This window comes from Acinetobacter sp. QJM3NY_42, assembly GCF_056173745.1.
Map to the genome: position 1 here is coordinate 70485 of NZ_CM149689.1, position 25883 is coordinate 96367.

Here is a 25883-nt window from a genome sequence, read left to right on the forward strand (position 1 = left end):
ATGAAAATTGCGGTATTTGGCGCAACCTTACAAGCCGCGGTAATGAGTGCTTTATGGGCAGAGACAGGCCACCAGGTCTACTGGTGTCAGGGACTCGAAGAAACCTGTGCACCAGGTCTTACCCTAGATACCCAGCTACTTGAGCTTCTGAGCCGGCAAAAACACTTGGGGAATTTAAAAGAGACCAGTTTAAGCAGTTTAAAAGAAGATATTGATGTCTATTTTTTTGGTTTTAATCCCTCCTGTTTTCAGGAAGCCTTAGATATTGTCCAGCATTTAAGCCGTCAACCCATTATCCACCCGAAATTAATGATCAATGGTTCTACTTTTGGTTTGAAGGGTACAGCTTCACTACAGAAAATTCTGGCTAAAGATGCCTGGGTTTACTTGCCTGACATGATTCAGGAGGGCAAGTCGGCCGAGAGTTTTACTCACTCACGTGAAGTCGTAATTGGTATTGATGAAAAATATTATGATTTTGCCCAAACCCAGACCCGTGAGCTGCTGAGACCATTTTTTCCGTTGAGCCAGCAGTATCTGTTCATGCCCATACTGGATGCAGAATTTACCAAGCTGAGTATTTCTGGCATGCTCGCCACCCGCATCAGCTATATGAATGACTTGGCCCAGGTCGCAGAAAAATTGCATATTGATATTGAAAATGTACGTTTGGGCCTAGGTGCTGACAGCCGGATTGGTTCAAGCTATTTACAACCGGGAGTCGGATTCGGGGGCGATAATTTCTCCAGGGATATTCTGACCCTGTCAGAAACTATGTCGAGTAGTGGTACCAACAGTCGCCTTTTACAGCAGGTCTGGGAGATTAACGAGCAGCAGAAGGAAATACTTTTCCGTAAATTATGGAATTATTACTGCTGTGACTTGCAAGGTAAAACGGTTGCAATCTGGGGTGCGGCTTTTAAGGAAAATACCAGCAGTACCATTAATTCTCCAGTGCATACCATGCTGGAAGCCTTATGGGCGCAGCAGGTCACTGTAAAACTGCATGACCCGGCTGCTCTACCAGATCTGGAAAACTATTATGGTAAGCGTGAAGACCTGATTCTCTGCCGTAATCCTTATGAAGCAGTACAGGATGCTCACGCCCTATGTCTGATGACAGCGTGGAAAGCCTACTGGAGTCCAGACTATTCCCGTTTAAAACAGTTAATGGCACATCCTATGATTCTGGATGGCCGTAATATTTATGACCCAGCTTATGTCAGAGCCCAAGGTTTTGCCTATGAAGGAGTGGGGCGCATATGAACCAGAATATACAACAGACATCAGAGTTTCCCAAAAATATGCCGGCCTATCAGAAGCTGGAACAGTTGGCTGAGGCACTCAAAGCCCAGCATTTAAATGATCTATTTAAGAATGAACCAGACCGCTTCAATGATTATTCTATTCATATTGAACAGTTGACCTTTGATTATAGCAAGCATCGGGTAAATCAGGATGTCATAGGACAGCTGGTAGCATTGGCTGAACAGCAGAAGTTACCAGAATGGATTCATGCATTATTTTCTGAGCAGGAAATTAATTACACCGAGCAGCGTGCAGCTATGCACTGGGCCTTGCGGTTGCCTGAAAATGAAGTAAAACATGCTGATCTGGCAGCACAGGTCCATGAACAGTTACAACGTATGTATGGGTTGGTCGAGAAAATCCATGCTGGACAGTTCCGCGGCGCGACTGGTGAAGTAATACGGGATGTTGTAAATATTGGAGTAGGTGGATCAGATCTTGGTCCTCTGATGACCACTTATGCATTAGGTGATTTCAAGGTTCAGAGCCGCAGATCTCTGGGGGTCCACTTTGTTTCCACAATTGATGGTAGTCAGCTATCAGATCTGCTGCATCAGTTACGTCCTGAAACCACCCTCTTTATTATTTCATCAAAATCTTTTAGTACCATCGATACCCTGTCAAATGCCCAGACTGCACGGCAATGGCTAGAAAAAGAACTCGGCCAGCATCCCCATATTTTAAAAAGTCATTTTATTGGAGTCTCTACCAAGCCTGAAAAAATGACAGAATGGGGGATCGTGCCTGAAAACCAGTTACTGTTATGGGAATGGGTCGGTGGACGCTATTCACTCTGGTCCTGTATTGGTCTACCGATTGCCCTAACCATTGGAATTGAAGGCTTCAAACAATTTTTGGGCGGTGCTTACACAGTAGACCGGCATTTTCAGGAAGCTCCATTACATAAAAACATCCCCGTACTGATGGCTTTACTCGGGGTATGGAACAGTAATTTTCTGGAAATACAGACCCATGCCATTTTGCCTTACGATGGCCGCCTGAAATATTTTGCCTCTTATTTGCAGCAGCTGGAAATGGAGTCAAATGGCAAATCTGTACAGCGCAATAGCGAACGGGTAAATTATAATACCTGTCCTATTATCTGGGGTGAGGTAGGCCCAAATGCACAACATGCGTTTTACCAGTTGCTGCATCAGGGAACACAAGCGGTAAGTTGTGATTTTATTGCTCCAGTCAAGCGTTATAATGCTAATCAGTTTACCTATATCCAGAATGCTGAAGCCTTGGTAGAACAGCATCACCTCGCTCTGTCTAACTGTCTGGCGCAGTCGCGTTTACTGGCATTTGGCAATGCAGCCCTGAATCAGGAAGAGTCCGCACAATTGCCGATCTATAAGCAGTATGAAGGTAATCAGCCAAGCAGTACCCTGCTGTTACAAGAACTTAATCCATTTAGTCTGGGAATGCTGATCGCACTTTATGAACATAAAGTTTTTGTACAGTCAGTTATCTGGAATATTAACCCATTCGATCAATGGGGAGTGGAAAAGGGTAAGCAGATTGCGAATGAACTGCTCCCCATACTGAATCGTCAGCAGGAAAATATTTCTCAGCTGGATGCTTCTACCCAAGGTTTAATTAAAGTGTTATTAGGTCAATATTATGGCTAAAGTTTTAGTCACAGGTGGAGCCGGCTATATTGGCTCGCATACCTGTGTAGAGTTACTCCAAGCCGGACATGAAGTAATTGTGCTTGATAATTTAAGTAACAGTTCAGAAGAGGCTTTGCATCGAGTACAACAGCTCACACAAAAGTCACTGGTTTTTATTCAGGGTGACATACGAGACCATCAGGTGCTTGACCAGATATTTGATGAATATAAAATTGATGCCGTTATTCATTTTGCTGGGCTGAAAGCAGTTGGGGAAAGCCAGCAGGTGCCGCTGGTGTATTTTGATAACAATATTGCAGGCAGTATAGCTCTGGTTCAGGCGATGCAGAAAGCTCAGGTATATCGGCTGGTATTTAGCTCGTCTGCTACAGTCTATGACGAAGCCAATATCTCTCCTTTAAAAGAAGAAATGCCAACAGGTATGCCAAGCAATAACTATGGCTACACCAAGCTAATGGTTGAGCAGATCTTAGAGAAACTTTCTATAGCGGATGAGCGGTGGTCTATTGCGTTATTAAGATATTTTAACCCGGTTGGGGCCCATCAAAGTGGTCAGATTGGTGAGGATCCACAAGGTATTCCAAACAATTTAATGCCGTATATTACCCAGGTAGCAGTGGGTCGCCGTGAAAAATTGTCAATCTATGGAAGTGATTATGACACGGTAGATGGAACGGGTATCCGTGATTATATACATGTGGTTGACTTGGCAAATGCCCATTTATGTGCCTTAAATAACCGTTTAAATTCACAGGGATGTCGTGCCTGGAATATCGGTACTGGTCAAGGATCTTCGGTATTACAGGTAAAAAATGCATTTGAAGCAGTGAATCAAGTCAAGATTCCATTTGAGTTTGTTCCTCGCCGTACAGGTGATGTTGCAATATCCTTTGCAGATAATTCGCGTGCAATGGCTGAATTGGGCTGGCAGCCACGATATACCTTGGAAGATATGTTAAAAGATAGCTGGAAATGGCAGCAGCAAAATCCGCAAGGTTATCATTCCTGAAAAGAAAAAACGGAGTCAATACTCCGTTTTTTATAATTTTTTATATTAACTTCCCTGAATAAGTGCGGTCAGTTCATCAATATAGTGCAGCATCGGTCGCGCAGTCCGTTCAGCCTGGATTTCAATATTCAGGCGTAGCAAAGGTTCAGTATTTGAAGCACGAACATTGAAACGCCATTCTCCAAAGTTCAGGCTGATCCCGTCAGTCTTATCAATTTGCGGTTGTTGTGATTGATAATGTGCCAAGATATTCTCAATTGTCTTTTGAGTATCTTCAACCTTAAAATTGATCTCACCACTACAAGGGAATTTTTCAATCATACGCTCAACCAGGCTCGATAGTGTTTGGCCGGTTTCTGACAGCAGGGCAATAATGAGTAACCATGGAATCATTCCACTATCACAGTAGGCAAAATCACGAAAATAATGGTGAGCACTCATTTCGCCGCCATACACAGCATTGTGTTCCCGCATAACATCTTTAATAAAAGCATGACCTGACTTGGACTGGACTGCAACACCATGGTACTGCTCGACAATATCTAGGGTATTCCATACCAGACGCGGATCATGCACAATTTTTTCACCCGACTGTTTAATCAAAAATGCCTGTGCCAGCAATCCGACAATATAATATCCTTCAATAAACTGCCCTTTTTCATCAAACAGGAAGCAGCGGTCAAAGTCGCCATCCCAAGCAATACCTAGGTCTGCCTGATGTTGCAGTACCGCTTGGCGGGTAACATCACGGTTTTCAACCAGAATCGGATTGGGAATACCATTCGGAAAATGCCCATTGGCCTCATGATGAATTTTAATAAACTCTACCGGTATATCTAAGGTCCGGAATTTAGTCTCAATAGCATCAATTACATGTCCGGCCGCACCATTTCCGGCATTAACGACCAGTTTAAGCAGGCGAATCTTGCCAGGTTCGATATAATTCATCAGGTGTTCAACAAACTCTGGCAGAATATTATAAGACTGGGTAGTTCCTGGTTTTTGTATCTGTGTAAAGTTTTCACTCTCAGCTAAAGCCTGAATATCTTTTAAACCCGTATCTGCACTGATGGGGCGTGCATTTTCACGGACCAGTTTCATACCGTTATAATCCATCGGATTATGACTGGCAGTAATCTCGATTCCACCTTGTACATTTAGATGAAAAGCCCCAAAGTAAACTTCTTCGGTTCCAGTCATACCCAGATCCAGTACATTAACGCCGGCATCATTTAAGCCGCGAATAGTGGCCTGTTTTAGAGACTCACTGCTAAGACGAATATCACACCCCACCACCACAGTCTGAGGCTGATAAATCTGTCCATAGGCACGGCCAATTTTATAAGCAATCTCTTCATTCAGCTCTGTTCCGAGCTTGCCACGGATGTCATAAGCTTTAAAGCAGGTAAGTACAGTCATGAGTGATGATCAATTTTTATAAAGATGGATCTTATTATAGACCTTCGAAAAGTTATTCTAAGTATCAATCACTTACGCTTACAAAAAATAAAGAACATAAAAGTAAATTAAACTTGAATATATAACCTGTCTTTAGCAGTTAAATAAAAAAAGCATTATATAAAAATTAAAGATCTTACTTATCCATAATTCGGATAGGTTAACCTGCTGCAGCTATATTCTTATTATCCGGTAAGTCTTTATATATTTATTATAGGGCCAGTGAACATTACTCATTTTACCAGTAGCACGGCTTCCTTGGCTAAAATGTTCTTATGACTGGTATGATTCTATACCCACAAATATATGACTTTATTAACAATACGATTTTAAGGATAGCTTATTTTTAAACTTATAAATTTTGCTTTAGCTTTTTGATTTTAACTCAAAAACAATATATTCGATTAGCATTAAAAAAGCCCCAAGTTCAACTTGAGGCTTTTTAGAATCTGGAGCGGGAAACGAGACTCGAACTCGCGACCCCAACCTTGGCAAGGTTGTGCTCTACCAACTGAGCTATTCCCGCATATTGAGCAGTTTTTATAAAAACTTGAACTAAAAAATCTGGAGCGGGAAACGAGACTCGAACTCGCGACCCCAACCTTGGCAAGGTTGTGCTCTACCAACTGAGCTATTCCCGCGTGCCGCTTATAATACATTATGGAAGATACCGGTCAACATTTTTCTACAGAATATTGAACTGATTGCATAAAATAAAATCATTTTAAGCTATTTAAATTCAACTTTTATCATCTTTTAGCCTGTTTGCCTTGTCATTCAGCACAAGGTAGTTGGTTTTATATCGAGGTATAACTATAAAAAGATGTAAAACATAAAGATTTTACTAAGGTAAGCTGGCTGAGGAACACGTATACTTCAATTCCACTCCAATAATCACTCAGAGGACTAGTTATGAGCCTAGAACAGCAACTGATTGAACGATTACAGACTTTGTCACCTACTCATCTTGAGGTAGTTAATGAATCTTCAAGTCATGGCGGTTATTTCCCGGGTAAAGAAACACACTTTAAAGTTATTATTGTCAGTGAGTCTTTTATTGGCCTGCGATTGGTACAGCGTCATCAGAAAATTTATGCTCTGACAGCAGATTTGATGAGTCCTGGCAATATCCATGCCTTGGCTATTCATGCTTATTTACCGACTGAATGGCCGGGAATTGCACCTGCAAGTCCTGAATGCGCCCATGCACCTAAAGTTTAACAAGAGTATGAATTATACATGGATACTCATCTATTCTTAAAAATTATACATATGAGCAGTGCCACACTAGCTCTGATCGTTTTTGTGCTGCGTGGCCTGACCCTATTTATCGGAACACAGGGCAACCAGCCAAACCCCATCGGACGTAAGATACTGGTCGCACTACAGCACTTATCCTTTAGCCTGATCATTTTAACAGGTATTATTTTATTAGTGATGAATCAGTTTATGGTACAGCCTTGGTTTTATGCCAAGATTATTCTGTTTATCGTTCTGTTTTCTTCGCTCATGAAGGCTTTTCGCAAGGATGATTCTATGTTATTAGTACAGCGTCGAGCCGGTTTGGCCATTGGTTTATTTGCTTTTATTGCCATTATTTTACTCGTGACCATTAAGCCAAACTTTTAGCACGCCATATACAGCTTGAGTAGCGGTGTGGTTAATTTATAGACTGGTTAAAGGAGTTCATTTCAGAGCTTTTCTTTGTAATTAAATCAGCACGTATATATGCCATCCCATCTCATCACGAATTTCTTACTGAATATGATTTGACCTGGTTGGTAGACAGATTGTTTAATAAAGAGACAAGCTTTGCGTCCGGAATTCTCAATGAAAAGAATCTATTTATCTGTGGCTGCTGTATCGGCTTTGTTATTAAGTGCCTGTGCAACCCCTGTAAAACCCAGCTATGTTTCTCCCACTCAATATCAGGCATTAAACTGCCAGCAATTGCAGAGTGAATATAACCGTATTCAACAATATCTCGATCAGGGCGTAACACCTGCTACACGTACAGGTGTAGGTTTAGGTGTAGGAATTGGAGGTGGTTGGGGCAGCCGTGGCGGCTGGGGAATCGGGCCATCTGTTTCGGTAAATATGGGGCAGTCCTCAAATACAAAGCGGACTGAAACCGCGCGTCTTTTGGGTGAACAAGAAGCTATTGCACAAGCTGCCCAGTTTAAAAACTGTCCGATCCGGCTGGTTAAACGTGCTACCACTTAAGCTAAAATATTTATATAACTCTACTTTTGAGTATGGGTATTGGAGAAAAAGGTTATAACTGACTGTGCCTCTATGGCTGTTATAAATTATCGGCTATATATCAAATTTAGGGTCTCGCTATTTTGAAGCAGAAAGCGATAGATCCTCAGTATTATGATCGGTCATAATTTAGATATATTTATCCAGCTCAGGTTCTTGTTATAGAGTTGTCTATCTTCTAAAGATGTATGGCGGATATTATACTATAGAGCCGTTATAATTTTTTTTGAATACCTTGTTAATGTTAACTTTCTGAATTAAAGCAGATGTGTTCTTGAAACTAATATAGCCGATCATTTTAAAAAATCGGCTATATTTATACGGTATAAATGATGATAGAAAAGTTGTAATAGCACTTAACTTTTTTCAGCCACTGTTCGTTTATTTATAATTTTTTGCCGGATAAAACCAATAATACCAGGCAGAATACTTAAAATAATAATACCGAAAATCAGATGGGTAAAATTATCTTTAACAATAGGCATGTTACCGAACAGATAACCTAGTGCAATAAAAGATCCAACCCAGCAAAAGGCCCCAACAATATTATAACTTAGAAAATATTTATAGTTCATGCTACCGGCCCCTGCTACAAAGGGTGCAAAAGTCCGGGCAAAAGGAATAAAACGCGCAAAGATTACAGTTTTACCGCCATGCCGCTCAAAGAAACGCTGGGTTTTAAACAGATGTTCTTTATTGATAAAACGTGAGTTGATTTCAAAGACTTTGGGGCCCACCAACCGACCAATATGATAATTAAGTGTATCGCCCAGTACAGCAGCAATAAATAACAAGATACCCAGCACCCATGGATCCATCATGCCGGTAGAAGCAGCAATTGCACCGGCTGCAAATAATAGGCTATCTCCGGGTAGGAAGGGCATGACGACCAGACCTGTTTCGACAAAAATAATCAGGAATAAAATTGCATAAATCCATATGCCATAATCGCGGACAAATTCGAGTAAATGCTGGTCAACGTGTAAGATAAAATCGAGGAGTTCCATGGGAAAAAACAAGCATACGGGGTGACCAAATCCTAGCAGTGCCTATGCTGAAAGTCAGCAGCAAAATATAAAAAAATACATTTATATAGGGAGTTCAAAAATATCAATAAACTCTTGAGGAAAGAGAAGAGTCATTCATTATCAATCCTTGAAAAACAGATTAAGGACTATTTTCTGTTTTTTCCGCTATGAAAAAAGCCCATCATCAAAAAATTTTAAAAAATTGATATGTCTGTATAATGTGCTTAATACATCAAAAAATGCTAGAATAGCGCGCTTACTTCGATTGCCTTTCATAGTTGTTTGTCATGACTACCAATACCCAAATTACTGAAGACCGTATTCTGATTCTGGATTTCGGTTCTCAATATAGCCAGCTCATTGCACGCCGTGTTCGTGAAGCAGGCGTATATTCTGAAATGTATGCTTATGACATGTCTGAAGAAGACATTCGTGCTTTTAACCCGAACGGAATTATTCTGTCTGGTGGTCCTGAAAGTGTCCACGTAGAAGGTAGTCCGCGTGCACCACAACTGGTTTTTGAGCTAGGGGTGCCGGTACTGGGAATCTGCTATGGTCTACAAACCATGTGCGAACAGCTGGGTGGCAAGGTAGAGCCTGGTGTGGTGCATGAATTCGGTTATGCCGAAGTAGATATCCTGATTCGCGATGGTCTGATCGGACAGCTACAAGACCGTGAAAACCAGCTGCATGTCTGGATGAGTCATGGTGACAAAGTGAGTCAGCTACCAGCCGGTTTTAGTGTGACTGCCAGTACGCCAAGCTGTCCAATTGCTATGGTTTCTGATGAAGAACGCCGCTTCTATGGCATCCAGTTTCATCCAGAAGTAACACATACCTCTAAAGGTGCAGAGTTACTTTCCAATTTTGTACATCAGATCTGTGGCTGTCGTGGCCTATGGACTCCAGAACATATTATTGATTTACGTGTAGAACAGTTACGTGAACAGATTGGTAATGAAAAAGTATTGCTGGGACTTTCAGGTGGCGTAGATTCATCTGTTGTAGCAGCATTGTTGCATAAAGCGATTGGAGACCAGCTAACTTGCGTATTTGTCGACAATGGCCTTTTACGTCTGAATGAAGGCGATCAGGTTATGCAGATGTTTGCGCAGAATATGGGAATCCGTGTAATCCGTGCTGCTGCTGAAGAGCGCTTCCTTGGCGCATTGGCAGGCGAAGTTGATCCAGAGAAAAAACGTAAAATTATCGGCCGCGAGTTTATTGAAGTTTTTGCTGAAGAAGCTCGTAAGCTCGACGGTGTAAAATTCCTGGCACAAGGTACGATTTATCCAGATGTGATTGAATCTGCTGCCAGCAAACAGGGCAAGGCCCATGTGATTAAATCGCATCATAATGTAGGCGGTTTACCAGATGATCTGGCTTTTGAACTAGTTGAACCGTTACGTGACCTGTTTAAGGATGAAGTACGTAAACTGGGTACGACCTTAGGCTTGCCACATAGCATGATCTATCGTCATCCATTCCCGGGCCCGGGCCTTGGTGTGCGTATTCTGGGTGAAGTGAAAAAGGAATATGCTGATATTCTGCGTCTTGCTGATGATATTTTCATGCAGGAATTACGTGCCAGTGGCTGGTATGACAAGACCGCGCAAGCATTTGCTGTATTTCAGCCTGTCAAATCTGTGGGTGTAGTGGGGGATGGCCGTCGTTATGCATGGGTGATTGCACTGCGTGCTGTGGAGACAGTTGACTTTATGACAGCACGTTTCGCTCATTTACCTTATGATCTGGTAGACCGTATATCTACCCGTATCATGAATGAAATTAAAGATGTATCACGTGTGGTATATGATGTGTCATCTAAACCACCTGCTACGATTGAATGGGAATAAACAGGCTATTTGCAGGGTGAAGCATTTTATTAGGGATTTCTATAAATCAGTTTTAAAATGCTCTAGTTAGCTGGCTTAAAATATCCCTTATTAAAAAGGACGCGAAAGCGTCCTTTTTTATGCGGAAAATTTACGTTATAACCGAATCAGATCAAGCAGATTTCATATAAAACATGATAAGAGTATCAAGATGAATCAATCAGGGACCGGAACTATAGAGCCGGCAGAGCATATACTGCCGCATGCAACTCAATTACAGGAAATAGCTACCCGTACCGCTGAAATTGGACAGGGCACTGTAATTCAGCGGGCCCTGCCCAGCCGTTATAAACGTATGATTGGTGCATGGTGTTTCCTGGATCATGCGGGACCAGCCATATTTAAACCGGGGCAGGGCATGAAGGTGGGACCGCATCCTCATATCGGACTGCAAACTTTTACCTGGATGATTGAAGGAACGGTAATGCACCGGGATAGTATCGGCTCTGAACAGCTCATTAAGCCGGGACAAGTCAATCTGATGACAGCAGGATATGGAATTACCCATACCGAAGTTTCTCCTGAGTCAGAAACCAGGATGCATGCTGCTCAGCTCTGGATTGCCTTACCTGATGAGCAGCGCAACATGTTACCTAAATTTGAACATTATCCTCAGTTGCCAGTTGTCGAAAAGGATCAGCTACAATGTACTGTACTGGTCGGTGAATTTCTAGAACAGTCTTCTCCGGTACAGGTTTATAGTCCGTTGCTCGGTGTTGATTTAAAAGCTAGAGAAGATAGTCGGCAGGTTTTTACTTTAAATCCACAATTTGAATATGGTTTTCTTGTTCTAGAAGGCAATGCACAAGTGAACGGCCATGAATTACATAAACAAAATATGCTGGTATTGCCCCCTGGTCTGGAAGAGATTGAACTTGAATTAAATAAAGATGCCCGTCTTTTATTGATAGGCGGCGCACCATTTGAAACGCCAATAGTCCTGTGGTGGAATCTGGTTGCACGAACTTCTGAAGAAATAAGACAGGCGCGTGAGCAATGGGAGAAACATGATCACCGTTTTGGAAACGTTGAGGGTCATGCTGGACCGCGACTTGAAGCGCCTCCTGTTCCCGGACAAATGCGTCCTGCCAAATAAGTCCCCTAATGACTGGTGATAGTATATAAAATAATAGGCTAGCTGCTGTTGTTTTGATAATTTAATTTTTATAAACACAATAAACTCAGGAATAAAACCATGCTAACTCTACATCATCTGGAACAATCCCGTTCGTTCCGTATTCTTTGGGCTCTAGAAGAGTTAGGTCTAGATTATCAGATTGAATTTTATCGCCGTCAGCCAGATTATACCGGCCCAGATAGTTTAAAAGCCATTCATCCATTGGGTAAAGCCCCTATCTTAACAGATGACGGTCATGTACTGGCTGAGTCCGGTGCAATCCTGGAATACCTGCAAAGCCAGTATGATCAAGAATCACATTTTAAGCCAACCGATCCTGCTTCTCTGCGTGATTATATTTACTGGATGCATTATGCCGAAGGTTCACTGATGCCTTTACTGGTGTTTCAACTGGTGATTTCAAAAGTAGGAGAGCGGGTCCCTTTTCTGATTCGTCCGCTTGCCAATAAGATTACGGATGGTATCCGGGCCGGATTTGTTCAGCCACGCTTAAAAGATCATATTGCTTTTCTGGAGCAGTATCTGGGCCAGCATGAGTATGTCGCGGGTCAATTCAGTTTTGCTGATATCCAGATGAGTTTTCCGCTTGAAGCTATGGCAACACGCCTACAAGGACATTATCCCAATATACAGAAATATTTAGCCCGAATTCATGTGCGTCCCGCTTATCAGCAGGCTAAGGCACGGGACCCGGAACAGGCTCAAGTATAACTGTATTTATTATTTATCAGCTATAAATAAAAAAGGATGCGACCGCATCCTTTTCTATTTTTTCAGGTCTAACGTTTTACCACAATTGAATCAATACCACTATGTTGTAAAGTCTGCTGTGCAATGACAGCAGCTTCCTGTGAGTCATACGGCCCAGAAATGACCCGATACCAGGTTTGGCCATTTTCAGTGGTTTTGATGACATCAGCAGAAAGACCATTCAAGATAATTTCGGCACGGCGTGCATCAGCACTGTCAGGATCTGGAAAACTGCGTACCTGTAAAATAAACGATGGCTGACGTGGTACAGGCGCTTCAGTCACATCCAGGCTACCATCTGCTGGTACTGCATCTGCCGGCGTGGCAGGTTGTACTGGTTCAGGTGCTTCTACGATTACTACAGGTGCAGTATCTTTAGTGGTCTCAGGAATAGCCTGTTCAGGAATTGGTGTAACCTGCTGTTGTGGCAGCAAGTCATAGAAACGGTAATCCTTGTTGGTTTCTTCCTGGTAGTGCTCGGAGGTAATCTGGTTTTTCGGTTTAACCGGTTCCCACGGTTTCCAGAGCATCAATATAACTGCCAGGCAGAGTACAGCCAATATAGCGACCAGCGTCCCCAACCATTTCGGAATCAGGGGCTGCTTTGGCTTAGTTGACCGTTCAGATACACCGCGTTGCGTTTTTCCAAACACGTGGAAACCTCTCTTGTTATTTTACATGGTAGTCGGTGCAGACACACCGAGCAGTTCCAGGCCATTACGAAGTACTTGCTGAACATTTACAGAAAGTAGTAGACGGGCCTGAGTCAGTTCAGCATCATCACCAAGTACTTTATGTTCATTATACCAACCGTGGAAAAGCGCTGCCAATTCTTTCAGGTAGTTACCGACCTGATGCGGCTCATAAACATTGGCTGCACGAATCACAATATCCGGGTAAGCCGCCAGCTTGGCCAGCAGTTCGGTTTCTGCATCAAGTTCCAGGCGCGGTGCATGGCTACGTGCTGTAGAGACATTCAAAACAATACCATTACTCGCGGCTTTTTCTAGCATACGGCAGATACGTGCATGCGCATACTGGATATAATATACGGCATTATCTTTACTTTGCGAGACTGCAAGGTCAAGGTCAAAGTCAATATGCTGTTCAGATTTACGCATTACATAATAAAAACGTGCTGCGTCATTGCCAACTTCTTTACGCAGGTCACGCAAGGTTACAAACTGTCCGGAACGCGAAGACATCTGAACCATTTCACCACTACGCCATAAACTCACAAACTGTACCAGTAAAACAGTCAGTTTCTTTGAGTCATAGCCCATTGCCTCAATTGCAGCTTTTACCCGCGAGATATAACCATGGTGATCTGAACCCCAGATATCAATCAGGTCGGTATAACCGCGTTGCAGTTTATTCAGATGATAGGCAATATCCGAGGCAAAATAAGTGGTCTGGCCATTACGGCGTTTTACTACACGGTCTTTTTCATCACCAAATTCGGTTGATTTAAACCAGATGTTGCCATCTTTTTCATATAAAAAGCCGCGTTGACCCAAGGTTTGTAGGGCTTCATCAATTTTTTCAGTGAGCGAAGCTTCACTAAACCATTCATTAAACGTTACACCGAACTCGCCCAGATCATCTTTAATATCATCTAGAATGGCTTTAAGCGCTGCCTGGTGAAACACTCGATAACCTTCACCCAGTAAGTGCTGGGCATTAAAAATCAGGCCATCAATATGCTTTTCTTTATCACCAGAGAGAACGACTTTATTACCTTCACTGTCTGGCTCAGCAGCATATTGAACATCTTCCGGAACATCTTTATAGACATCAGCGACTAGGTGTACATAAGTTTTACCTTTCAGGTCGATAATGCCCTGTGCGATTTCCTTGACATAGTCACCTTGGTAGGCATTTTTAGGAAAAACTAAATCTTGTCCTAACAGTTCAAGATAACGCAGGTAAGTAGAGGTCGCCAGAATATCCATTTGACGGCCAGCATCATTGACATAATATTCACGATCAACCTTTGCACCTGTCGCCTCAAGCAAAGTAGCGACGGTCATGCCGTAAGCAGCACCACGGCCATGACCTACATGCAGGCTAGATGTCGGATTGGCAGAGACAAACTCAACCTGAATTTTTTTCGCAGCATTAACCTGCGTGCGACCATATTGGTCTTTTTGAGCCTGAATCTGGTCGAGTACCGCAAAGCGCTGGTCAGCATTTAAAAAGAAATTGATAAAGCCCGGACCAGCAATTTCAGCTTTGCTAATGTCAGCCACTTCAGGCAGGTTCGCCAGAATTTTTTCAGCCAGATCACGCGGCTTCATACCAGCAGCTTTTGCCCCGATCATGGCAATATTAGATGCGAAATCGCCATGACTGCGGTCTTTGGTTCGGGTCAGGCTACTGCTGTTGGTCCACTCAGTGGGGAGTACCCTTTGGTTCTGAAGGGATTGTACTGCATGATCAAGAGCTGCTTGTATTGCCGTATTCATAATCAGTCGAAAAATAAGTATCGCGGAAAGAGAGCAAATATAACAAATTTCCAGCAGCTTGGGGGAGTGCATTTACAGGGATTAAAAGCGCTTTGGCCGTTTCATTACAGGAAATGCTATAATGCTGCTTATTTTCCTCAAGAAATCTGGAAAATATTTTATAAATTTATATTAAAAACCTAGAGTTATACCATGAACCAAACGCGTGCGACCATTATCGGCAGTATCCCGAAGTTACCGGCAGCATGCGCTGCCTGGATAATACCTCTTATTTTATCCTGCCTGATGAGTGGAATAATTTCCATGATTAATCTTTTACGCAGTTTAGGTTGGGTCGAAAATTTCTTTCATCTCTGGTTTAGTGCCTGGATGTTATCTTGGCTGGCTGCATTTCCAGCGGTACTGATCCTGTTGCCACTGGTACGCCGTATAGCCGGCCTGTTAGTTGATATGACCCCGCCATCTCCACCTCAGCGTTAATTAATTCCGTGCGGTCAGTGGTTTTTCTAGCAGTTCAGCGTGGTTAAGATGAAAGGTATAAAGGTTGCGGGAATAGTAGACTTTATTAATTTTTATTATTTTGGACTTTTGTTTGAACATATTCCGCTTCTGGAAGATGATAAAGCGCAAAGGGATTGGCAGTTTTTATTGTCGGGTAAGAGAAGAGCCGGATCTGTCTAATCTCTAGTTTATTAGTCTAGACTTATTCACTGCTGCTCCTACAAATAGAAAGCCAGCTTTTGATAAGCTATCTGACCATTGAATTCAAAAGATAAAATATAATTTTGCTCAGGTTTATTTTGAAGAATGTAAACTTTCTCTTTTTTATATAAACCTGCTGGATTCTTCAGAATGTGTCACTGAGCTGTCCCAATAGACTGAGAGTGATTTTATGAATATCTACTATGCCTTTGGGCTAAAATTTAATCATTCTTTTTTTATGTTTAAAACAGAGCTTAAATCTTCCCTTATTTTTAAAATGGCTCAATAGTTGCCATCTGCAGCCAGAAAAATACTAATCAACAATAAAATCAAAAAGTAGAGCTTTATTATTAGTCATTATTATTTTCAGAGAGTTAAATAGCACAGAAGTATAACAAAATAAAATTTCATCAGAATCCTGTTCAGGACAATATAAAACCAGATCCAGTCTTTGACAACTTTCTTATTCTCTATGTAAATACTCTCCATATCAGTATCACTGTTCGAAATACCCATTTTATATAAAAAGCGCTTAAGCTAAGGGTTAAATCAAGTGAATGAAAGTTGAAGACTGGACAGATCCTTACATTTTAGTCAATCTGGACCAAGTCTATAGGTATGAGATAAATGACCACAGAGCAAAGCAAGCATCCATTATATATTCCGTATGCTGGCTACACCCTATTAGAACTCCCGCTATTAAACAAAGGTTCTGCCTTTACCGAAGAAGAACGCAGTACATTTAATCTGCACGGTTTAATTCCGCATATTATTGAAAGTATCGAAGAACAGAGCCAGCGCTCTTATCAACAGTACTCTTCTTTTAATGATGCAATCAATAAGCATATTTATTTACGAAATATCCAAGACACCAATGAAACCTTGTTTTACCACCTGATCGAGAATCATCTAAGTGAGATGATGCCGATAATTTATACACCGACAGTGGGTGAGGCCTGTCAGCGTTTTTCTGACATATATCGTCGACACCGGGGAATTTTTATTTCTTATCCGGACCGTGAACATATTGATGACATCTTGCAGAATGTCAGCAAAAAGAATGTAAAAGTTATCGTTATTACAGATGGCGAACGTATTTTGGGCTTAGGAGACCAGGGTATTGGCGGAATGGGGATTCCTATTGGCAAGCTCTCTTTATATACCGCATGTGGCGGAATCAGCCCGGCTTATACCTTGCCTATTACCATTGATGTGGGTACCAATAACCAGCAACTCTTAAATGACCCGATTTATATGGGATGGCGACAGCCACGTATTACTGGTGATGAGTATTATGCCTTTATTGATCAGGTGATTAATGCCATTAAACGTCGCTGGCCAAAAGCCTTAATTCAGTTTGAAGATTTTGCTCAGAATAATGCAATGCCAATATTGCAGACTTATCGCAACAAAATCTGCTGTTTTAATGACGATATTCAAGGAACTGCAGCAGTATCGGTAGGAAGCCTGATAGCAGCCAGCCGTGCTGCCGGCAAACAGCTTAAGGATCAAGTTGTGGCATTCCTGGGTGCAGGCTCAGCCGGTTGCGGTATTGCTGAGCAGATTGTGGCACAAATGGTTGCGGAAGGTTTAACTGATACCGAAGCACGAGCACGTGTTTATATGGTCGACCGTTTTGGCCTGATTACTGAAAACCAGCCAAACCTGCGGGATTTCCAGCGTAAACTGGCTCAGCGTGCAGATGTCATTGCCGACTGGGCTGATATGGGTGAAGTTATCTCTCTGCTGGATGTGGTCAGGAATGCTCAGCCAAGTGTATTGATTGGAGTATCTGGGCAGCCCGGGCTATTTACTGAAGAAATTATTAAAACTATGCATGCGCATTGTGAGCGTCCAATTGTAATGCCACTTTCTAATCCGACTTCTCAGGTTGAGGCTGTACCCGCTGATATTATCCAGTGGACGGAGGGGAAAGCTTTAATTGCAACCGGTAGCCCGTTTGCACCGGTCAACTATCATGGCAAAATTTATGAGATTTCCCAGTGTAATAACTCATATATTTTTCCAGGTATCGGTTTAGGTGTAATTGCCTGTGGCGCCACCCGGATTACAGATAGCATGCTTATGGCTTCGAGTAATGCCCTGGCAGATTGTTCACCTATGTTAATTGATCCAGAGGCAGACTTATTGCCGAGTATTGATGAGATTCAAAAGGTCTCTAAAATTATTGCTTTTAAAGTTGCGAAAGCAGCTATGGAAGCTGAAGTTGCTCCTCTCATTAATGATGAGCTCTTACAGAAGTGTATTGAAGAGAACTTCTGGAAACCGGAATATCGTCGCTATAAACGAATTCCTTTTTAACTTTAAGTAAATTCAAGGAGCTTCGGCTCCTTTTTTATTATTCAATAAAAAAGACTTTAACCCCAAAGCTGGACGATTACGGCAATCTTGCATTAAAATGCGCCCAATTTATAACATCAATAATTAAAAAGAAGGCAACCATGCTGAAGAATATTTATTCTCTTTTTGAGCAGATGGGGTTAGGCGCATTAAAACGGGCCCTGCATGTCCAGTTTTCTCTTCCTGAACTTAACCAGCAGGTCTTTCTGCAACGTATTGATGGGCAGCATCGTATCAATCATGGTTTAAAAATAGAATTAATTTGCCTCTCAACTAATGCACATCTTCCGTTAAAGCAATTTATTGGTTGTCAGGTAGCAGTTGACCAAGTGACTGATACCGGGCAACTCAGCCGCAATTCGGGCATCATTACCCAAGCCAGTCAAGGTCAAAGTGATGGAGCGCTCAGCGTTTATAAACTTGTCTTGGAAGATGGCACTGTTCTCTGGCATAAACGTCGTAACAGTCGGGTGTTTATGAATAAGAGTGTACCTGAAATCAGTGAAATTCTATTCAAGGAATGGCAAGCCAAAAGTCCATTATTTACAGCTAGTTTGAGTCTGGATTTAAGTGGTCTGTCCCAAAACTATGATGTACGTCCTTTTGTAATGCAGGCTAACGAGACTGATTATGAGTTTATAACCCGTTTGTGGCGTAGCGAGGGCATTAACTGGCTGGTCGATGAGCAAAGCTATCTGGTTGCACACCAGTTACAGGAAATTCAGCCACAGAAATTACGTTTGATTGATGACAACGTGCATTATACAGCGCTTAAACGTGGCCTGATAAATTTTCATCGTAGTCATGCGACTGAGCGTTTTGACAGTATCACCAATCTGACGGCCTACCGTAATCTTCAGTCAACGGCTGCCCATGTACAACGCTGGCAGGCAGATAGTTTAAGTCAGGATGAAGGGAACGGTTCGGTACTAAGTACACATCAGCACAGCGAACAATATGCCAATGAAAGTCTGAGTCTTGAACAGGCCTGGTCAACCAGTCCAGCCTGGATTGGTGACCTGAATGGTGCAGACCAGTCAACCGTTTCAGGTTCAGCACAGGTAGAGAAGCTGAATTCTATCTTTAACCAGTACCAAGATAGTCAGGCTAAATATTTTAAGGCAAGCAGTAGTGTACGGGATGCACAGGTCGGTTACTGGTTTGAGTTAAATGGGCATCCTGAAATTGACCAGCATACTGGAGCTGACAAACAGTTCCTGATTTATGAAAAAACCTTTTATAACCAGAACAATTTACCTAAAGATATACAAAGCCAGATTGACCGCTTGATCAGTATTAAAGACTGGTTATCTTCAAACGATGAGCGACAGGCCAATGAACTGGTCCTGATACGCCGTCAGGTAAAAGTTGTTCCTGAATACCAGCCGCTGGTCCATCGTCCACCTGCCTATCCACAACGTGCTCGTGTCGTCGGGCCAGAAGGCGAAAGTATTCATGTAGACCAGTGGGGCCGTATTAAAGTCCGGTTTCTGTTTACTAGGGTAGATGACCATAGCCATGATGGAGGAGCCGGCAGTAATAATAATGATACTGACTCAGCCTGGGTAGATGTACTCACACCATGGGCGGGAGAGGGATATGGGGCCCGCTTTTTACCTCGTGTTGGTGAATTGGTGGTGATCGATTTTTTTGACGGCAATGTAGATCGCCCATTTATTATAGGGCGTATTCATGAGGCAGAGCGTTATCCGACCCGTTTCGATATTAAGGGGCAACTACCTGATACCAAAAAACTTAGTGGTATTCGTAGTCAGGAAGTTAATGGTAGTGGTTTTAACCAACTACGATTTGACGATACCACCGGTCAGATTAGTACCCAGCTACAAAGTAGCCATGCAGCGACACAATTGAATTTGGGAAATCTTAGTCATCCTAAAGACAAAGCGGTTAGCAATAGCCGAGGTGAAGGTTTTGAACTTAGAACCGATGCTTGGGGAGCATTACGTGCTGGTAAAGGAATGCTAATCAGTACCTATCCACAGGAACAAGCCATAGCTGACCATCTGGAAGCTACACAAGCCCAGTCTTTACTGTCGGAAGGCTATGAAAGCATGAAGATGCTAAGCGAAATTGCTACCAAACAGCAGACTGATGCATTAAATGTGATTAACCGCTTACCAAAACTTATCCAGTCACTTGAACTAAAAACTACAGGGCAGGCGTTAAACAGCACACTGAACTTATTTAAAGAAAGCATGAGCAATGATCCAATCCATGCACTAAAAGATTGTGGCGGGTTTATTGAAGAAATAGGTTCTTTAGGCGGTGATGTGAAAGGGGTTATAGATGAATTCAATACATTTTTTACTGATGCTAAAGATGCAGTGGAGAACTTAAAAGAGTTTATTGAAAATGTTGAGGAGCATGGTGCTGATATTGTAAAAGGCAAGCTTGCCAGTATTAAAGACCAGATTCAGCAGAACCCATTTGAAAGTATTAAAGAAGTGGGAAAAGTCTTGGCAAATGTAGATATGAAAGACTTTGACCTAATGAGCGTATGTGGAACCTTTAGTAAAGGTAGCAAGCTGCAAATCACTCCTTCTAAAGCATTGAGTTCGTTACAAGGCTTTATGGAAGGCTATACCCAAGGTTTAGAAAGTAGTCCCGACACTAAACAGCAAGAGCAGGGCAAAATTTTTAGACAGGCATTGATGTTATTAGCTTCACCAAATGGTATTGCTTTAACGACACCTGAAAATATTGTTTTGCAGGCCTCTCAGGATATTGCCGAGAGTGCCAGTGGTTCAATTAACCTGAGTGCGCAGAAGAATATTATTGGACATGCACAGGACAAAATCAGCCTGTTTGCTGCACAAAATGGGCTCCGCGCTTATGCAGCAAAAGGGAAGCTCGAGCTACAAGCACAAGACGATGCGATTGAGGCGATTGCCAAGAAGGTCATTAAACTGATTTCTACTGAGGAAAAGATTGAAATCACCAGTCCTAAAGAGATTGTCCTGACAGCAGGTGGCTCTCAGCTGAAGATCAATGCCAACGGTGTGTTTTCAACCACAGGCGGTAAGTTTGAGAGTAAGGCTGGGCAGCATTTATTTACTGGTGGAGCTAAAGTTTCATATGAGGTACCTGAATTACCAAAAATAGGGCTATATGCTGTTGATTTCTTATTTTCAAGTTTAGCAGGTACGGGGATAGGAAATGCAAAAATACAGATGTATGAACCAGATAAGAAAGAAATTATTTGGGAAGGGATAACAGATTCAATAGGGAAAAGCAACTTATCAGTGCAAGAAGAATCAAAACGATACGAAGCATTGATTGGTTTTGATGAATGGTCAAGTATCTTTGACGATGAGGATAAATACGAAGAAGAAAATGACGATGAATTTGAAATTGGTGAACATGGTTTACAAGCTGAAAAAAAAGATTTAGAACAATAGGTAATTCTATATGTCAAAAGTTTATATAGTTAAATCTGGTGATACTCTTTGGGGAATCTCAAAAAAACATCATATTACAGTAAAAGAGCTTGCGAGAATTAACTCATTATCAGGCAGAATGATTCATAGCTTAAAAGTAGGACAAAAAATTCATTTAAAAGAAGACTCTGGTATTAGCCATAAATTTGAAACCCAATTAAAAATAGTCTTAATGGATCTTTCTTTTAAACCAATCTCAAAAGCTACAATTCAATTGGATTTTGATGGTAAGAAAATTATAAAAAGTACAACTAATGGTATATTTGATGATATAGGAATAGAAGACCATTCTAAGGGATTAAAAGTATTCTTCAAAAATATAAATGGCAACTTTGATTTAATTGCTGACCATAAAATGCTACCCTTGGGTCGAAAAGTCTTAAAATTAACTTCAAGAAAAATTAAAGTTGAAGGGTCACATTATGTAAAAGATGGGTTACTTAACGAGACTGTATCTGAAATTAAAAATAATTTGAAAAGAGTAGGTAAGCCGATAGTCGATGGAGTCTCTTCAGTGATTGAAAGTCTATCGAGTACAAAAAATCCTCATCAGCCGCAAAGAACATCATCTAAAGAAAAAAATCAATTGCCTGAAGAAAGACAGGAGCAGAAACGAACTGATGCCGGTAATAGTACACATATAATTGCTGCACAATTTACAGAAGATAATTTTTTATTAAAGCCAGTTAATAATAAATATAGAGCTTATATTGTGAGTGCTGCTAAGCGACATGGTTTTACCCCACATTCATTGGCAGCTGTTATTGATGCTGAAGCGGCAAAAATAAAAAAAACGGGGGAGTGGAATGTTAATAGTAAAGCAAATTCTAGTTCCGCTGCTGGATTGACTCAGTTCTTAGATGAAACATGGCTCGCTATGTGCAATGACAGGAGTTCTTTAGTTGGGCAATATGTGAAAAATAATCCCAAATTAACTAAAGAACAAAAATTAAATTTGAGGTTCAATGCAGAAATGGCCATTGATGCTGCCGCTGCTTATGCTGTTAGTAATTTTAAAACTTCTGGTCTTCCTTATCAGAATTTAACTGAGCCGAGTTCAATGGCAAAATTTGCTTATTTATTGCACCATGAGGGAGCTTCAGGAGGAAAGAATTTCGTCTTAAATACTCTAAGCCCCGAACGGGCTAAGAAACTATTGTTTATTCAATTTGGTAAAAATGGTGCTAAACAGGCTGAAGAATTCTTAAAAAGGTATAAAGGAGATGCGAAAGCGGCTTATGGAGCGTGGCTAAGAAATTATATTGATGGGCACATCAATATTTATCAGTATGTCGTCGATAAGAGTAAAACTTCGGGCATAAATCTAAGCATGGAAGAAACTATTAAGCTATTAAAAGGACAGTCAATACCAGCACCTATTCCTAAAGAGCAAAAAGTAAATTCACAAACTACTAATGCTCAACAATCAGTACCAAAGAGTGAGAGTAGTAATAAGCCTCAAGTTCAAAGTGATGAGAAAACTGTTGGAGGGGATGAAGGATGGCATGATCCTTTACTACAATGTAAATTAAGAACAGCAGGATTAGCAAATGCGAAAGGAGCTACATTTGGTAAAGTGAGAAATAATGGAACCAAGAATCATCAGGGCGTTGACTTACAGGCTAATCCTGGTACAAAAATATATGCCGTATGTGGAGGGGTGATTGTTTTTGCTAAGGACTCTGGTGGTGCGTATGGTAAAGTTATTGTTTTAAGGGTTGATATAAATGATTTAGCGGAAAAACAAAAAAAATATGCTCAAAGTAAACTTACAAAAAATCAATATGTCTACTTTTTTTACGCTCATTTGTCAGATATTAATGTGGCTAAAGAAGATTCAGTGGATACTGGAGAGGAAATTGGAAAGACAGGTTCAACTGGCAATGCGAATAAGATGACGGCAATTTCCAATGGTGCTCATCTTCATTTTGAAGCTAGGAGTGCTCCTTTATTAGGCGTTGGACTGGATGGAAGGATTGACCCTATACCATTTATAAATGCGAATTTACCGTATTGATTTGAGGTTTTTATGAAATTTATGAACACTTTTGCAATGATAATCGCTTGTGGAGTTTCTTTTAATGTTTGTTATGCAAAAGAAAATCCTTCATGGAGTGATTATTTACAAGATTCTACCCAAATAAAATCGCCTGTAGAATATATAGATACGTATAATAAATATTCTGTTATTAGCCCCAATTTTAAAATAAAATTAACTGATTTTGGTAATATTAATAAAACAAAGAAAAATATTAACTACACATTAAAAAAATATGGGGTTCAAGTTTTAAATGGAAAATATGTATATAATGTATTTGAAACAACAACCCCTTTGAAGTCTAATGTTGATTTTACTTTGCTATATCATGATAAAGATATTGTTGCTTTTAGAATAAAAGAAATTAGTACTATTGATTATGTTAGAGTTCCTTTTAAAAAATTTCAGGTCACAACTTATTTATATAATATAAAAAATAATAATTTTACTGAAATACCAGTAATACTCTCTAATAGTGATGAGGGTAATGAGAAAACAGATCTTCTCATGGGTGATCAGGTAACATATGATGCTAAGAAAGGACAGTATACGTATCTTGCAAATATTAAAACTTATAAAGATGAAAAAATTTCACCATTTAAGATTACTGTGAACGTTAATCTAAAATGTATTTCATCAACTTTAGGTTGCGAAACTACAGGTGTTTTGGCAGCTGAAAAGCAAATTAAATAATTTAACCTTTAGAGATTATTTAACAGCTAGGCTCTGTATTCATAAATTGCAATAAAGTTAGTAATAATGAAAATTTATCTACTAACTTAATTATACTTGTATAAATTTTAGGATACTCAAATAATACAGCTATAGCAAAATATATTTACAAAATAAAAAAATATTAGGGTGATTAAACAAACTATATTCTCAAATTTTTATTGAGCACGTAGAAAAATCTGAAAAAAATACAGAAAAATAAGTAATATACAAGACTATTCTTATCAAAAATGAAAATTTTAGAAGAATTTCCTGTTCAGGGTGGATAATAGCAAGGTGAAATATCCTAATTTAGAAAATTCTAGATTTATATCGAAGAATAATAATGTGGTATATTCTATAGCTAAGAAATATATATAAATTAAGAGGTTAAATCAGAATTTTACCTGATAACCTTAAGTAAAAAATAGAAATAGAAAAATAGGTGGTTATTATTCAATTGATAGCATAGAGTCTATAAGGATAAGAAAGGAAAATTATTAAGGAAAAATTTAAAATAAGATTAACTTAAAATTAGATTAGTATACCTTATCAAAATTAGGGTGTATATTTTTAATAGAATAAAAATCTATAAATGATTAATATGAGTCAATAGAAAATTTTAAATAAAATTTTCTATTGGTTTGATAGTACTAATTTGTGAATTATCTAAAGAGAATGCTCAAGATTATTATATAATTTATTCTTAAGCTGAGATACCAAAGGTTATCCTAAGTAGTGGCTAAATTTTTAAATAAAAATCTGAATAAGTTCGAATATAATATTTATATTTGATTTTTAAAGGAATTTAATATGATTTTTTTATCAAAAAAGATATATATTTTATATTTAGTAAGTCTAAGTGGTTTAATATCTTCGTATACAAATGCTTCAGAAAACAAGTGTCAATCTGATAATATAAATCAAAATCTAAACTGTTTTTTAAAAAATAATGACTTTCTAGAAAATGAATTGATTAATAAAGGGAATAATAGAGAAAAAGATGTTAAAAAATGGGAGAAAGAAATTTCTAATAAGTGTGAAGGTTATTTAAATTATGGTTTAGGTGAAGGTCCTGCTTTGGCTCGTGAATCTTGTTATAATCAAGAATATAAAAGCAGATTAGGTAATTTAAGTCACTCAAAGAAAAATATTGAAAGACCGAAAAATTTGAAAAATAATGATGGTTTTTATATAACACCACTTCCTTATAATTCTAATAATCATATTAACTGTATTTTATTAGAAGAAAAAAATAGTTGTAGTCAAATAAATTTAATTAATAGTACTAATCTTATTAAGGTTTATAATTTTATTAATCCAAGTTATGGTGATTCAGTTATTTTTCCAGAAACAAATAATGGTGTGTTATTAATTGCTTCGCCTTCTATAAGTGAAAATGAAAGCCCAGAAATAAATCTTATGACGGTTAATAAGTTTGGCTTAGTTAAGAGTATTACATTGGATGTTTCTAAAAATATTTTAATTAACCAAAACTATGAAGTTTTTTATAAAGAATCTGGCCAAAATCACAAGCTAAGATTAAATGAAGAGGGTAGATTTGTTAAGTAATTTATTTTATATATAGATAATATTTTAAAAGCTTGAATCTGAAAAGTTGCTGGAATGTTATTTTATAATATCAAAAGAAGTTGGGTTTGAAGGT

General features: G+C 39.9%; 18 protein-coding genes, 2 tRNA genes and 1 pseudogene. 15 read left to right on the forward strand and 6 right to left on the reverse strand.

The window, feature by feature from the left end; translation table 11 throughout:
• Genes AC0VYT_RS00325 through galE form a run of 3 tightly spaced genes read left to right on the forward strand, consistent with a single transcriptional unit; the run spans position 1 to position 3951 of the window.
• Positions 1 to 1266: a UDP binding domain-containing protein gene (locus AC0VYT_RS00325; RefSeq protein WP_005017373.1), complete on the forward strand. Its 1266-nt coding sequence runs from the start codon at positions 1 to 3 to the stop codon at positions 1264 to 1266.
• A complete protein-coding gene (gene pgi, locus AC0VYT_RS00330; protein WP_005404729.1) occupies positions 1263 to 2939 on the forward strand; it encodes a glucose-6-phosphate isomerase in 1677 nt (558 codons plus the stop codon). Before AC0VYT_RS00325 ends, pgi begins: the two co-directional genes overlap by 4 nt.
• On the forward strand, positions 2932 to 3951 hold the full coding sequence (gene galE, locus AC0VYT_RS00335; RefSeq protein WP_005404730.1) for a UDP-glucose 4-epimerase GalE: 1020 nt from the start codon (positions 2932 to 2934) through the stop codon (positions 3949 to 3951). Before pgi ends, galE begins: the two co-directional genes overlap by 8 nt.
• 45 nt (positions 3952 to 3996) lie before the next feature.
• Here the strand turns inward: galE and AC0VYT_RS00340 are convergent, their stop codons facing one another.
• From AC0VYT_RS00340 to AC0VYT_RS00350, 3 genes are all read right to left on the reverse strand, one after another.
• A complete protein-coding gene (locus AC0VYT_RS00340) occupies positions 3997 to 5370 on the reverse strand; it encodes a phosphohexomutase domain-containing protein (protein WP_005017365.1) in 1374 nt (457 codons plus the stop codon).
• A gap of 489 nt (positions 5371 to 5859) precedes the next feature.
• Positions 5860 to 5935: transfer RNA gene (locus tag AC0VYT_RS00345), tRNA-Gly, on the reverse strand.
• A 39-nt stretch (positions 5936 to 5974) separates the two neighbouring features.
• Positions 5975 to 6050 (reverse strand) — tRNA-Gly (locus AC0VYT_RS00350).
• 271 nt (positions 6051 to 6321) lie between these two features.
• Between AC0VYT_RS00350 and AC0VYT_RS00355 the strand changes: the two genes are divergently transcribed.
• The 3 genes from AC0VYT_RS00355 (at position 6322) to AC0VYT_RS00365 (ending at position 7632) form a co-directional block, all read left to right on the forward strand.
• Positions 6322 to 6630: a BolA family protein gene (locus AC0VYT_RS00355; RefSeq protein WP_005017362.1), complete on the forward strand. Its 309-nt coding sequence runs from the start codon at positions 6322 to 6324 to the stop codon at positions 6628 to 6630.
• Between the two features lie 18 nt (positions 6631 to 6648).
• A complete protein-coding gene (locus AC0VYT_RS00360; protein WP_005017360.1) occupies positions 6649 to 7038 on the forward strand; it encodes a SirB2 family protein in 390 nt (129 codons plus the stop codon).
• Between the two features lie 201 nt (positions 7039 to 7239).
• Positions 7240 to 7632: a hypothetical protein gene (locus AC0VYT_RS00365; protein WP_005023701.1), complete on the forward strand. Its 393-nt coding sequence runs from the start codon at positions 7240 to 7242 to the stop codon at positions 7630 to 7632.
• Positions 7633 to 8027: 395 nt separating this feature from the next.
• On the opposite strand, the gene AC0VYT_RS00370 is transcribed toward AC0VYT_RS00365, so the two are convergent.
• Positions 8028 to 8678, reverse strand: coding sequence for a DedA family protein (locus AC0VYT_RS00370; protein WP_005023700.1), 651 nt, complete (start codon positions 8676 to 8678; stop codon positions 8028 to 8030).
• Between the two features lie 308 nt (positions 8679 to 8986).
• Here AC0VYT_RS00370 and guaA point away from each other — a divergent pair, with 308 nt between their 5' ends.
• The 3 genes and pseudogenes from guaA (at position 8987) to AC0VYT_RS00385 (ending at position 12443) form a co-directional block, all read left to right on the forward strand.
• The gene (gene guaA / locus AC0VYT_RS00375) at positions 8987 to 10555 is read left to right on the forward strand and encodes a glutamine-hydrolyzing GMP synthase (RefSeq protein WP_005017353.1); all 1569 of its coding nucleotides are present in this window, start codon (positions 8987 to 8989) and stop codon (positions 10553 to 10555) included.
• A 253-nt stretch (positions 10556 to 10808) separates the two neighbouring features.
• A pseudogene (locus AC0VYT_RS00380) lies at positions 10809 to 11690 on the forward strand (pirin family protein); the annotation flags it as partial.
• Positions 11691 to 11789: 99 nt separating this feature from the next.
• The gene (locus tag AC0VYT_RS00385) at positions 11790 to 12443 is read left to right on the forward strand and encodes a glutathione S-transferase (protein ID WP_005404732.1); all 654 of its coding nucleotides are present in this window, start codon (positions 11790 to 11792) and stop codon (positions 12441 to 12443) included.
• Positions 12444 to 12511: 68 nt separating this feature from the next.
• On the opposite strand, the gene AC0VYT_RS00390 is transcribed toward AC0VYT_RS00385, so the two are convergent.
• On the reverse strand, positions 12512 to 13135 hold the full coding sequence (locus tag AC0VYT_RS00390; protein ID WP_005017344.1) for an SPOR domain-containing protein: 624 nt from the start codon (positions 13133 to 13135) through the stop codon (positions 12512 to 12514).
• 21 nt (positions 13136 to 13156) lie between these two features.
• Positions 13157 to 14947 carry an arginine--tRNA ligase gene (gene argS, locus AC0VYT_RS00395; protein WP_005017341.1) on the reverse strand — a complete coding sequence of 597 codons (1791 nt, stop codon included), beginning with the start codon at positions 14945 to 14947 and terminating at the stop codon, positions 13157 to 13159.
• A gap of 192 nt (positions 14948 to 15139) precedes the next feature.
• Here argS and AC0VYT_RS00400 point away from each other — a divergent pair, with 192 nt between their 5' ends.
• The 6 genes from AC0VYT_RS00400 to AC0VYT_RS00425 all read left to right on the forward strand — a co-directional run bounded on the left by AC0VYT_RS00400 (position 15140) and on the right by AC0VYT_RS00425 (position 25789).
• Positions 15140 to 15427 (forward strand): DUF2798 domain-containing protein, encoded by a 288-nt coding sequence (locus tag AC0VYT_RS00400; RefSeq protein ID WP_005017339.1) that lies wholly within the window; start codon positions 15140 to 15142, stop codon positions 15425 to 15427.
• 849 nt (positions 15428 to 16276) lie between these two features.
• Positions 16277 to 17971, forward strand: coding sequence for an NAD-dependent malic enzyme (locus AC0VYT_RS00405; RefSeq protein WP_005017337.1), 1695 nt, complete (start codon positions 16277 to 16279; stop codon positions 17969 to 17971).
• 140 nt (positions 17972 to 18111) lie between these two features.
• Positions 18112 to 21429, forward strand: a complete 3318-nt coding sequence (locus AC0VYT_RS00410) for a type VI secretion system Vgr family protein (protein WP_005017336.1) — start codon at positions 18112 to 18114, stop codon at positions 21427 to 21429.
• 10 nt (positions 21430 to 21439) lie between these two features.
• A complete protein-coding gene (locus AC0VYT_RS00415) occupies positions 21440 to 23485 on the forward strand; it encodes a peptidoglycan DD-metalloendopeptidase family protein (protein ID WP_005017331.1) in 2046 nt (681 codons plus the stop codon).
• Between the two features lie 12 nt (positions 23486 to 23497).
• Complete coding sequence (locus tag AC0VYT_RS00420) at positions 23498 to 24199, forward strand: hypothetical protein (RefSeq protein ID WP_005017325.1); 702 nt, start codon at positions 23498 to 23500, stop codon at positions 24197 to 24199.
• A gap of 831 nt (positions 24200 to 25030) precedes the next feature.
• A complete protein-coding gene (locus AC0VYT_RS00425; protein ID WP_005017322.1) occupies positions 25031 to 25789 on the forward strand; it encodes a hypothetical protein in 759 nt (252 codons plus the stop codon).
• The last annotated feature ends 94 nt before the right edge of the window (positions 25790 to 25883 follow it).